At 65.1% G+C, this 12335-nt stretch carries 9 protein-coding genes; 2 read left to right on the forward strand and 7 right to left on the reverse strand.

Translation table 11 applies throughout. The features are described from left to right. Window positions 1-135: 135 nt before the first annotated feature. The 7 genes from EOA16_RS04005 to EOA16_RS04035 form a co-directional block, all read right to left on the reverse strand. Window positions 136-1017 carry a DMT family transporter gene (locus EOA16_RS04005; protein WP_127255693.1) on the reverse strand — a complete coding sequence of 294 codons (882 nt, stop codon included), beginning with the start codon at window positions 1015-1017 and terminating at the stop codon, window positions 136-138. A 218-nt stretch (window positions 1018-1235) separates the two neighbouring features. Continuing rightward, window positions 1236-2318, reverse strand: a complete 1083-nt coding sequence (locus EOA16_RS04010; protein ID WP_127255695.1) for a histidine kinase dimerization/phosphoacceptor domain -containing protein — start codon at window positions 2316-2318, stop codon at window positions 1236-1238. 158 nt (window positions 2319-2476) lie between these two features. Continuing rightward, window positions 2477-3967, reverse strand: a complete 1491-nt coding sequence (locus EOA16_RS04015) for an efflux transporter outer membrane subunit (protein ID WP_127255697.1) — start codon at window positions 3965-3967, stop codon at window positions 2477-2479. A 12-nt stretch (window positions 3968-3979) separates the two neighbouring features. Continuing rightward, window positions 3980-7123, reverse strand: coding sequence for an efflux RND transporter permease subunit (locus tag EOA16_RS04020; protein WP_127255699.1), 3144 nt, complete (start codon window positions 7121-7123; stop codon window positions 3980-3982). A 3-nt stretch (window positions 7124-7126) separates the two neighbouring features. Beyond that, window positions 7127-8401: an efflux RND transporter periplasmic adaptor subunit gene (locus EOA16_RS04025; protein ID WP_127255701.1), complete on the reverse strand. Its 1275-nt coding sequence runs from the start codon at window positions 8399-8401 to the stop codon at window positions 7127-7129. Between the two features lie 278 nt (window positions 8402-8679). Beyond that, window positions 8680-8880 (reverse strand): hypothetical protein, encoded by a 201-nt coding sequence (locus EOA16_RS04030; protein ID WP_127255703.1) that lies wholly within the window; start codon window positions 8878-8880, stop codon window positions 8680-8682. 131 nt (window positions 8881-9011) lie between these two features. Beyond that, window positions 9012-9710 carry a hypothetical protein gene (locus EOA16_RS04035; protein ID WP_127255705.1) on the reverse strand — a complete coding sequence of 233 codons (699 nt, stop codon included), beginning with the start codon at window positions 9708-9710 and terminating at the stop codon, window positions 9012-9014. 272 nt (window positions 9711-9982) lie between these two features. On the opposite strand from EOA16_RS04035, the gene EOA16_RS04040 reads away from it, so the two are divergent. Together EOA16_RS04040 and EOA16_RS04045 are read left to right on the forward strand one after the other, a co-directional pair. Continuing rightward, window positions 9983-10714 (forward strand): response regulator, encoded by a 732-nt coding sequence (locus EOA16_RS04040; protein WP_127255707.1) that lies wholly within the window; start codon window positions 9983-9985, stop codon window positions 10712-10714. Next, window positions 10711-11952: an ATP-binding protein gene (locus EOA16_RS04045; protein WP_127255709.1), complete on the forward strand. Its 1242-nt coding sequence runs from the start codon at window positions 10711-10713 to the stop codon at window positions 11950-11952. The genes EOA16_RS04040 and EOA16_RS04045 overlap by 4 nt, the downstream gene beginning before the upstream one ends. The last annotated feature ends 383 nt before the right edge of the window (window positions 11953-12335 follow it).

A 12335-nucleotide genomic window follows, 5' to 3' on the forward strand; every position in this document is an offset into this window, starting at 1 on the left:
TCCAGAGCCGGAAATACTTGTGCGCCAGGCGGCAATTTCAGTGCCGTCCTGGACAAGGATTGGCTTAATTTCGTCGGTTGTCCGGCTGAATTCCGGAATACTCGAAAATACCCGGGACCGACGAATCGCCCCACCCTACTCCGGCGATGGCACCGGCGGCCGTGATGTCAGCGCCGTGCCGAAGGCGGCGACAACAACGGCTGCGATCCCGGCCAGTTGCGTTGCGGTCAGGCTTTCATGCAGGAACAGGAAGCCGGCCAGTGCACCAAGCCCCGGCTCCAGGCAGGTCAGCGTGCCGTAGATGCGCGCCGGCATGCCGGTCAGCGCCACCATCTCCAGGAAGAATGGCAACGCGCTCGAGAACAGTCCGACCAGCAGCGCGCTGACCAGGATCGACGGCGCCAGCAGCGCGGATCCCGCCTGCGCGACACCGAAGGGCAGCACCAGCACGGCGGCGATGGCCATGCCGTAGGCGGTGGTGCGGGTACCAAGCTCCGCGCCGGCCTTCTGGGCAAGCACGATATAAAGCGCCCAGAAGCCGCCGGCCGCCAGCGCCAGCATCACCCCGATCGGATCAAGCGGCGCGAGCGAATGAATGAAGGGCGACAACAGCAGGATGCCGGCCACCGCCAGCGCAATCCAGACAAAGTCGCTGGCGCGCCGCGAGCTCAAGGTCGCCACCAGAAGCGGGCCGGTAAACTCCAGCGCCACCGCGATGCCGAGCGGAATCCTGGCCAGCGCTGCGTAAAACAGGAGGTTGAGCGCGGCGAGCGTCACCCCATAGCCGACCAGCCACGGCATGGTGGCGCGCGAGGGCCGCATCTGCCAGGGCCGCAGCACCGCGATCAGCATCAGCGCGCCGATGACCAGCCGCAGCGTCGTTGTGCCTTGCGCTCCGATCAGCGGGAACAGACCCTTGGCAAAGGTGGCGCCGATCTGGATCGACACCATGGCTCCCATCAGCGCCGCGACCGGCAAGGGCGCCGCTTCGCGACCGGCAATCGGCGTCGATGTCACGTGATCCCATCCTCCATACCGCCGGGTCCAAACCCGACCGGCGGTATCGAGATAGGGCGAACCGGCCGGCCTGTCGTGAGGCAGCGGCAACTGGCTGCTAGGGCAGGACTGCAGGCACGCTATGAGCCTTCCGGGCCGCGAAGCGTTTCATTGCCGCAGGCGCAAGGAATAGCTGGAGATGATCCTGTAGGTGTGAGATCCCAAGACGACGATACGCTTTAGGCGGCGGCAGCCGAGCGCTTGAAGACGATGGTGACCCTCGTGCCCTCGCCGGCGCTCGAATTGACGTCGAATTCCGCCTTGGCATTCTCTGTCAGTGAACGGGCGATCAGCGCGCCGAGCTTGCCGCTCTTGGGCCAGGTCTCGCCCTCCGGCAGGCCGATGCCGTCATCGGCGATCACGATGCGGCAGCCATCGCCGTCAACGATGCTGTGCAGAGTGATCGTGCCGCCATCGCGTCCCTGGAAGGCATGTTTGAGCGCATTGGTCAGAAGTTCATTCACCACCAGCCCGGTCGGCATGGCGACATTGATCGACACCGGATAGGTATCCACCTTCATATCGAGGCGGATGCCCTCGACGGCGTGCGAGTTCATCACCGCCGACGCGATCTGGCTGAGATAGACGCCAAGATCGACCTCATCCTTGTCATCGTCCCCCGACAGCGTCTGGTAGAGGATCGCCAGCGCGTCGACGCGCCCCGCCAGCCTCTCGAAACGCTTCTGGTCCGGCTCGGCCGCGTTGCGCGTCTCCATCCGGATCAGCGCGGTGATCATCTGCAGATTGTTCTTCACCCGGTGCTGCAGTTCGCGCAGCAGCGTGTCCTTCTCGCGGATGCGCTCGTCGATCGATCGCGCATCCTCCGTTTCGCCGTGGGCCGAGACGTCGACCAGCGCCACCAGCCGGAAACAGACCTTGCCATTGTCGTCCTCGATGACATTGGAATAGACGTCAACGATCGCCGGTTGGTCTTCCGTCCGCTCCAGCCGGAACGTGCCGACGAAATCGGTCTCCTCGACCACGGCCTCGAACAACGCCCGGTCCTTCTGCTGGTGCAGGCCGGTGCCGGAAAGAGCCGCCCAGTGCTTCTGGGCGAGCGTCGCCGCCTTGAGGCCGGACAGTCTCTCGAATTCCGGGTTGGCATAGACGACACGCTCCTTCGAACCCAGGTCCGAGACCGCAATGGCGATCGGCACCTGATCGAGGAACTTCTTGAACTGTTCGCTCTCCAGCGCGCTGGCAAGGTCCGGCGTTTCGAGCAACTGCCCGACCGCTTCGGCCTTCTGTGGATCGGATGTCATCTATGGCGCCTGTACTATGCGTGGACGTCATCAATATCAGCCAAGCGACGCGCCCGCCATCACCAAAGCTAAAGGCGGCATTTTCACGCGCCGCATCGGCGATGAGCGACGTGTGGCGCAGCCGCCTCGAAGCAAGCAGCCGAGGCCTTGGGAGCGCCTCACGAGGCCGGCTTCGACGCCAGCCGTGGCCCCATCTTGGCGTCGCCGATCTCCGGCTTGGCGCTGTCGACCGTGCCATCCCAGCCGCCGCCGAGCGCCTTGTTGAGGGCGATGTAATTGGTCGCCAGCAAGACGCGGCTTTGCAGCAGCGTGTCCTCGGCCGAATAGAGCGAGCGCTGGGCGTCGAGCACATCGAGAAGGCTTGTCTCGCCGGCCTTGTAGAGCGTGCCTTCGAGACTTGCCGCCTCGCCATAGGATTTCGCCGAAGAGGCGAGCTTGGCTATCCTGACGCGCTCCTGCGACAACAGCACCAGCGCGTTCTCGACATCCTCGAGCGCCGTCAGCACCGAAGACCGGTAGGCGATGAAATATTGATCGCGCTGCGCCTTGGCGACCTCGACGGCCGCCTGCAACTGGCCGGCATTGAACAAGGGCACGCTGAGCGTCGGCCCGAACGACCAGCCGATCGACGAATTCTTGCCGAGATCGCCGAGCTTCAGCGCCGCCGTGCTGATGTCTCCGGTCAGGCTGACCGAGGGATAGCGGGCTGCCTCGGCCTGGCCGATCTTGGCGGTGTATTGCGCGTATTGGCGTTCCGCCATGCGCACATCGGGGCGAGACAGAAGGATGTCGGCGGGAATGCCGGTCGGGATCGGCAGGCGCGGCGTCGGAATCGGCGCGCTACGCTTCAGCCGATCGCTGAGTGCGGCCGGCGGGCGGCCGGTCAGCACCGAGAGACGATGCATGGCTTGCGCATAGCTTGCCTCCAGCGTCGGCACCGCGGCTTCGGTGCTCGCCGCCTGCCCCATCGCCTTGGCGACGTCGGCTGCGGTTGCCGTGCCCGCCTGCGCCATGGTGCGGGTGAGTTCGGCGGTCTGCCTTTGCGACGCGGCCGAACGCCGCGCGAGCCCGATGCGGGCCTGGTAGCCGCGCGCCTGCGCATAATAGGATGCCACATCGCCGACCAGCGTCAGAAGCGTCGAGCGCAGTTCCTCCTGCGAGGCGTCCAGCCCATAACGGGCGGCCTCGACACCCCTGCGGTTGGCGCCGAACAGGTCGAGTTCCCAGCTGGCGTCGAAGCCGGCCTGGTACTCGTTGTAGGTGGCGTTGGATCCTGACGTGGTCTCGGCCGACTTGTTGCGGGTTGCCGAGCCGGAGCCATCCACCGAGGGCAGCAAGGTGCCGACGCTCTGCCGATAGCTGGCGCGCGCCTCGCGGATCCTCGCCTTGGCGGTAGCGACGTCGAGATTGCCGGCAGCCGCTTCGTCGACAAGCGTGTTCAGCTCGGGATCGCGCAGCCGCTGCCACCATTTCGACAGTTGCGCCGGCTGGGCCGGCTTTGTCGGTTTCTGGCCGCTCCAGCTTGCCGGCATCGCCAATATCGGCGTCTGATAGTCCGGACCGACGACGCATCCCGCGAGCAGGACAGCGGTAATCATAGGCGCAAGAAGCCGCCCCGCGGCCACCGAGCCACGTTCCAAACCTGTCATGTGAAGTTTTCCTTATTGCTGGTTGGCCGTCACCGGCGTCTCGCCCGTATCTGGTTTGGCCGCCCTGCCCTTGAAGATGCGTCGCACCGTGACGAACAATAGCGGCACCAGGAACACGCCGATCACGGTCGCCGCGATCATGCCGCCCATCACGCCGATGCCGACCGAGTTCTGCGCGCCCGAGCCGGCGCCGCTCGCAATCGCCAGCGGCAGCACACCGAGGATAAAGGCCAGCGACGTCATCAGGATCGGCCGCAGCCGTTGTCGCGCCGCCTCCAGCGTCGCCTCGACAAGCCCCATCCCGGCGGTCTGCCGCTCGATGGCGAACTCGACGATGAGGATGGCGTTCTTGGCGGCAAGACCGATCGTGGTCAGCAGGCCGACCTTGAAATAGACGTCGTTGGACTGGCCGAACAGGCTTGCCGCCAGCAGCGCGCCGAAGATGCCGATCGGCACCGACAGCATGACCGCGAACGGGATCGACCAGCTCTCATAAAGTGCTGCCAGGCACAGGAACACCACGAGTGCCGAGATCGCATAAAGCGACAGCGCCTGGTTGCCGGAAAGCTTCTCCTGGTGCGACAGGCCGGTCCATTCGTGCGAATAGCCGGCGGGCAGCTGCGCGACGAGCTTGTCGATCTCGTCCATGGCGGCGCCCGAACTGACGCCAGAGGCCGCCGCGCCCTGGATCTCGACCGCCGCCGAACCATTGTAGCGCTCCAGCCTGGGCGAGCCGAATGTCCAGTGGCTGGAGGCGAAGGCCGAGAACGGCACCATGGCGCCGCTGGCATTGCGGACCTGCCATTTGTCCAGGTCTTCCGGCTGCATGCGGAAGCTCGGGTCCGACTGCAGATAGACCGGTTTCACCCGCCCGCGATCGATGAAGTCGTTGACGTAGTCGCTGCCCCAGGCGGTCGACAGCGTGTTGTTGATGTCGGCCAGGCTGACGCCCAGCGCGCTGGCCTTTTCCTGGTCGATGTCGACCGAGAATTGCGGCTGGTCTTCCTGCCCGTTAGGCCTTGTGTTGGCGAGCACCTTGCTCTGCCCGGCCAGGGCCAGAAGCTGGTTGCGCGTCTGGATCAGCGCGTCATGGCCGGCGCCGTTGACGTCCTGCAGGTAGAAGTCGAAGCCGTTGGTGTTGCCGAAGCCCTGGATGGCGGGCGGCGCGAGCGCGAAGACCTGCGCGTCCCTGATCTTCGAAAACGCGCCCATTGCCCGGCCGGCGATGGCCTGCGCGGCCGAAGCCGGCGATTTGCGCAGGTCGAAATCCTTCAGCCGCACGAAAGCGATGCCGACATTCTGCCCGGCGCCGCCGAAGCCGAAGCCGGAAGCGGTGAACACCCCGTCGACGACATCCTTCTCCTGGTTGAGATAATGGTCGGTCACTTCTGCCAGCACGCGCTCGGTGCGATCCTGCGTCGCGCCGACCGGCAGCTGCACGCTGGTGATCAGGATGCCCTGGTCCTCTTCGGGCAGGAACGAACTCGGCAGCCGGGCAAACATCCAGCCCACGGCAACGACGATGGCCAGGAACACGACGAGGAAGCGCCAGGACCGGTTGATGATGCCGTGCGAGCCGTCGCGATAGGCAAGCGTGCCGCGGTCGAAGACACGGTTGAACCAGCCGAACGGACCGGTCTGCGTCGCATGGTCCTTGGGCGGCCGCAGGATGGTGGCGCAAAGTGCGGGCGTCAGCACCAGTGCCACCAGCACCGACAGCACCATCGCCGAGACGATGGTCACCGAAAATTGCCGGTAGATGATGCCGGTCGAACCGCCGAAGAAAGCCATCGGCACGAACACGGCCGAAAGCACGGTGGCGATGCCGATCAGCGCGCCGGTGATTTCGTGCATCGACTTGCGCGTCGCCTCCTTCGGCGACAGGCCTTCCTCTTGCATCACGCGTTCGACATTCTCGACCACGACGATGGCGTCGTCGACCAAGAGGCCGATGGCCAGCACCATGGCGAACATGGTCAGCGTGTTGACGGAATAGCCGAACAGGGACAGCACGCCGAACGTGCCGAGCAGCACCACCGGCACGGCGATCGTCGGGATGATGGTGGCGCGCAAATTCTGCAGGAAGATGAACATCACCAGGAACACCAGCACGATCGCTTCGGCCAGCGTCTTGACCACCTCCTCGATCGACAGCCGCACGAAAGGCGAAGTGTCGTAGGGATAGACGACCTCGACGCCTTGCGGGAAGGTCGAGCTCAGCCGGGCGATCGTCGAACGCACCGCTTCGGCGGTGTTGATGGCGTTGGCGCCGGTCGCCAAATTGACGGCGACGCCGGCCGCCGGCTTGCCGTTGTAATTGGCCTGCGTCGTGTAGCTTTCGGCGCCGAGTTCGACCGTGGCGACGTCGTTGAGGCGAACCAGCGAGCCGTCCGTCTGGCTCTTCAGGATGATGTTGCGGAACTGTTCGGCGGTCTGCAGCCGGCTCTTGGCCGTCACAGTGGCGTTGAGCTGCTGGCCCTTGCGCGCCGGCAGGCCGCCGAGCTGGCCGGCTGAAACCTGCGTGTTCTGCGCCTCGATCGCCGAGGCAACGTCGCTCGGCATCAAGGCGTATTTGGCGAGCTTGTCGGGATCGAGCCAGATGCGCATGGCATAGCCGGAGCCGAACAGCTGCGTCGAGCCGACACCCTCGACGCGCTTCAGCGTGTCGTTGACGGTGGCGTCGACATAATCGGCGAGATCGGTCGAGTTCATCTTGCCGTCGGTCGAGACGAAGCCGATGACCATCAGGAAGCCGGTCGAGGATTTGGAGACGGTGATGCCGTTGCTCTGCACCACCTGCGGCAACTGCGACTGCACCAGCTGCAGCTTGTTTTGCGTCTGCACCTGGGCGGTATCGGGATCGGCTGATGTGGTGAAAGTCAGCGTGATCGAAGCCGACCCGGTCGAGGTCGACGTCGCCGTCATGTAGTCGAGATTGTCGATGCCGGTCATGCCTTGCTCGATGACCTTGGTCACCGAGTTCTCGACGGTCTGCGCGTCGGCGCCCGGATAGGTGGCGCTGATGTTGACCGTGGTCGGCGCGATCTGCGGATATTGCGAGATCGGCAGCGAGGTGAGTGCCAGAAGCCCGCCCAGCATGATCACGATGGCGATCACCCAGGCGAAGATCGGCCGGTTGATGAAGAATACGGACATCGCTCAGTTCCCGGTCGCGGCGGCAGGCGCCGGTTTGGTAGCGGTGGACGCGGCCGGTGCGGCTGATGTGCCCTGCCCGCGATCCTTGACCTCGCCGGTCGTCTCGTCGATCGTCACTTCGACGCCCGTTGCATCGCCGCCGGGACGCACCAGCTGCATGCCCTCGACGATGACACGGTCGCCGTCGCCGACACCCGAATCCACCAGCCAGTTGTTGCCGACGCTGTTGCGCACGGCGAGCACCCGCGTCTCGACCTTGCCCTGCACATTGATGACCATGGCGGTCGCCTCGCCCTTGGTGTTGCGACTGACGGCGCGCTGCGGCACCAGGAAGCTGTTCTGGGCGACGCCCTCCTCGACCAGCGCCCGCACATACATGCCGGGCAAAAGCAGGCGGTCGGGATTGGGGAATTCGGCCCTGAGCGCGAAGGTGCCGGTGGTCTGGTCGACATTGGCGCCGGCGAATTCCAGCTTGCCGGTCTGCGTGTAGATGGTGCCGTTCTCGAGCTTCAGCTTGACGCTGACATTGGGGCCGCTGAACTTCAGCCGCCCTTCCGAGATGGCCTGGCGCAAATTGAGCAGGTTGGTGCTCGATTGCGTGACGTCGACATTGATCGGATCGAGCGAACGGATGGTGGTCAGCACAGTGTCCTGATTGGCGGTGACCAACGCGCCGGGCGTCAACGTGGACTTGTCGATGCGGCCGGCGATCGGCGCTGTGATCGAGGTGCGGTCGAGGCTGATGCGCGCCGTCTCGGCGCTGGCCTTGGCCGACGCGACATCGGCTTGCGCCTGCGCCAGCGTGGCGGCGGCATCGTCATAATCCTGTTTGGAAACAACGTTCTGCTTCAACAGACCGGCATAGCGGTCGAACTTGGCCTGCGCCGTGGGCACCGCCGCTTGCGCCTTCTGCTGTGCGGCGACCGCGCTGTCATAGGATGCCTTGTAGCTCGCCGGATCGATGAGGTAGAGCGGCTGTCCAGCCGCCACCTCGCTGCCCTCCTTGAACAGGCGCTGCTGGATGATGCCGTTCACTTGCGGGCGCACCTCGGCAACCAGCGAGGCCGCCGTGCGTCCCGACAGTTCGGCGGTGATCGCCACAGATTGCGGATGCAAGGTGACGACGCCGACTTCCGGTTTGCCGGGCGCGCCCATACCGGCGGGGGCGCTGCTCTCCTGCGAGCAGGCCGCCAGCAGAAAGGTGGCGGCGGCGAACATCGCGGCCCAGGGCGTCAGACGGCGTGCCGGCTGCGGAGACGGGCTAGACTGGATAGACATGGACTGAATGATCTTTCGCTGGAGTTGCGTGCGCGGGCAATCGACCGCTTGGTCGAAGCATGCCGGCCGATCTTGACGGTGGGCCGCGCCGGTCTGCGGACGGCGACGAGCAATGCTTCGAAGCGGCTCATGTCGCGCTCCTTCTCGGCGGCCGGAGCTGCTCGAAGGTCGAGCAGCTGGCCGCGATGCCCACCAACATCATTATGCCGATCAGCAAGGACATGCCAAGCGTCTTGTCCGAGTCCTGCGCGATCCAGAGTCCTGCGCGGTCCCGAGGTTCACGCGATCTTGCGGTCATGATCTGCGTGGTCATTTGGTGAGAGCGGAAGCGACAGCCGCCAGGCGGCGAAGTTCAGGCGGATCGCGCCCTTCAGCGTGTCGACCGGCAGGGCCAGCGGCATGCCTCGCCCGGCAGGCCCGAACGAGAGCCTCGGGCTGGCAGACGCGAGCAGCCGCAGCATGATCATGGCTTCCCACATTGTCGTGCTTCCATTGCATGGTTCGAACTGGACGTGATTGAAACGAGGGATGGCGGAGATACGCCCGCCATCCTCTAGAGAACCGGCCGGCCCGAGAACGGGTTGGGTACCGGGCCGGCCGGTGCAGTCGGTCAGAGTTGCTCGTCGTTCCCGGGCTGGGGCGGGAGCTGCCTGCCATCGTTGGGCAGGCCTCTGGGGCCGGCTGCATCGTTCGGCGGGCCGCCCCAGGGACCGGGGGGTGATCCATGGGGACGTTCCGCCGAAGCGAGGATTTCAAGTTGTTCGGGCGTCAGCCTGGCACGCAGTTCAGCGATCGCCTCCTTCAGTCTGCCGGCCGAAACCGCGCGGGCGGTGACGTCGTCGGCCAGCTTTTCCTGGAAGGCGAAGGGATCTGGCTTGCCGCCTGGGCCTGCTGCGTCGGGACCCTTCGCTTCAGGACCGGCTGGTCCGCCCGTACCACCAGGGCCGCGGTCGGGACGTGACGGCGAAAGCACGGCCTGCAGCGCGCTGGTGTAGTCGCGCCAGGCATCGAGCTGTTCGGTGCGGATGCCGACGCGGGTCTCCAGCGCGGCCAGCCTGGCGGCCAGCATGAATTCCGGCGGCGGACCCATGCGGCGGGGACCAAAGCCCTGTGGGCCAAAACCCTGCGAACCAGGCCGCATCGGTCCATGCGGGCCGGGTCCAGCCATCGGGCGGTGATCTAGGCCGTCCTGCATGGCCATGACAGGTGGCGGCTCGCCGGGCCCGGCGCCGGCATCGGGCTGCGCTGCCAGCGCGGGGTGAATTGCGGCGACGGAAAACAGGCCGAGCGCAAGAAGTCTGCTTCGCATAAAGATGTTCCTTTCTCTCATGCTTCGGACAGTTCAGAGGATAGGAAGCGTCTTTGTCCGCTTCGCGTCGGCGTGTTGCCGAAGGTTTCCGCAAAAGGGCAATTTGTTTCCGAATGTTTCCCTCAGGCCACCGGAAACATTCAGTTGCAATTTTCCATGCCGCTTGGGCGTGGCTCTCCCTATAATCGCGGCAAGCCCCTGTAATCACGGCCCCCCGAAATCACGGGCCTCTATAATCATAGGTCTCTACAATCATCGGCAACGGCACGGTCATGCAGTCACAACCCCATATCCTCGTCGTCGACGACGACCGCGAGATCAGGACGCTTCTCCAGCGTTATCTCGACAGCCAGGGCTTTCGCGTCACGGCGGCGGCGGACCGGCGCGAATGCGAGCAACGGCTTGGCTCGCTCCAATTCGACCTGATCGTGCTCGACGTGATGCTGCCGGACGGCTCGGGGCTCGATATCTGCCGCGGCTTGCGCGACCGCAAGCCGCACACCCCGATCATCCTGCTGACCGCGCTGAAAGAAGATGTCGACCGCATCATCGGCCTGGAACTCGGCGCCGACGACTATCTCGGCAAGCCGTTCAATCCGCGTGAGCTCATTGCCCGCATCCGCGCCGTGCTCAGGCGCTCGGCGCCCGAGGAGGCGCCCGCCGCCTCGCCCCGCGCGCGCATCTACCGCTTTGCCAGCTACAGGCTGGAGCCGGACACCCGCAAGGTGACGGACGCGCAAGGCGTGGCCGTCGACCTCACCGGCGCAGAGTTCGATCTTTTGCAAGTGTTTCTCGACCGCCCCGGCCGGCTTTTGTCGCGCGACCAGCTTCTCGACCTGACGCAAGGCCGCGAGCGTGACCCGCTCGAGCGTTCGGTCGACGTGCTGGTGAGCCGGCTGCGCCGCAAATTTTCCGACACCGGCGACGGGCCGCTGTTCAAGACCGTGCGCAATGGCGGCTACCAGCTCACCGCGCGCGTCGAGACCATGGAGAGCCACCCGTGAATTCGCTGCGCCGTCGTCTCATCCTGCTGCTGGTCGCCTCGATCGTCGGCGTCGTCGGCCTGGCGACGGCCGCAGTCATCAGCGTGCGCGGCGGGGGACCGCCGCCGGAACTGACCGTGCCCTGGATTGCCCAACAGATGGAACTGGTGGTGCGGCTCTTGCCGGGGCCGATCCCCGACGTCCTGCGGGTTCAATTCGCCGACCATCCGGCGGGCGGCAAGGTGGCTCGTGCGGAAACGGCGATGCTCAACGACATCCTGCACCGCCGTGGCCTCGACTTTCCCGCGGTCGTCAACGAGAAGACGGGCGAACCCGGCCAGATCGCATCGATGCACCTGCCTGACAGCCGCTGGGCGATCATGGAGGTGCCGCATCTCAAGCCGCCACGGCGCGAATGGCTGGTCTTGGCCGGCTGGATCTCGCTGATCGTCGCCGGCGCCACGGCGGTGTCGGTCTATTTCACCTCGGTGCTGATCCGCCCGCTCGAGATGCTGGAGGCCGCCGTCTCCAAGATCGGATCGGACGGCGTGCTGACGGCGGTGCCGGAAGTGGGCTCGGCCGAGGTCAAGGCCACCGCGCATGCGCTGAACCAGCTCTCGTCGCGGCTCAGGACCGCCATGGAAAGCCGCATGCGGCTGGTCGCCGCCGCCGGCCATGATCTGCGCACGCCGATGACGCGCATGCGGCTGCGCGCCGAATTCCTCGACGACGAACGCGAAAAATGGCTTCACGACCTCGACGAGCTCGACCGCATCGCCGACAGCGCCATCCGCCTGGTACGCGAAGAGGTGAACCAGGACGCCGTCGAAGCGGTCGCCCTGGCAAAGACGGTGCGCGATATCGAAGCCGAGATGGTGTCGCTCGGCCATGCCGTCTCGATCGGACACCTGGACAAGGTTTGCGTGCGGGCCGGTGCGCTCGGCCTGCGCCGCGCCTTGCGCAACCTGATCGTCAACGCCGCCACCCATGGCAAGGCGTGCCGCATCGACCTGGCCGCGGCCGACAATCGCGCCGTGCTGACCATATCGGACCATGGCCCGGGCATTCCGCCGGAGCTCCTGAACAAGGCGTTCGAGCCCTTCTTCCGCGTCGACCCCGGCCGCCTGCAATCCATCCCCGGAGCCGGTCTTGGCCTCGCCATCGCCAAGGAAATCATCGAGCGCTACGGGGGGACAGTAACACTGGAAAACCGCCGGGACGGCGGACTGGAACAGACAGTGGTGTTCGAGGCAGTGTGAGCGGCGCTACCTGCGAGTTCCCGTTGGACGAAATGCCTGCCTCAGAACAGCGAGCCCTGCGGCAAACCAAGAAAAAGACGGCGACGATGCTGCACCGCGCAAGGGAATGATTCCAACCCACTTCTGCAGCCAAGGGCAATCCATACAAATACACATTCCGGAATTTCGTGTGGTTTAACAACCAATTAGACCTATCTTATTGCCTCGACCCACGACGTCTCCCCAACCGGTCAAGCGAGAATCTTTAGTCATCGCTCAAATAAGTATTTCAACCCGGTAGATTTTTTGTGTTGCGCCGCACAATGCGGTAGCCGAACCATTCCTTTGGAGGTTCGTTTGCGACTGGACATACGCTGTGGAGGATTCCGGCACGTTGACCAACC

The sequence above is a fragment of the Mesorhizobium sp. M7A.F.Ca.US.008.03.1.1 genome (assembly GCF_003997495.1).
Taxonomy (GTDB): domain Bacteria; phylum Pseudomonadota; class Alphaproteobacteria; order Rhizobiales; family Rhizobiaceae; genus Mesorhizobium.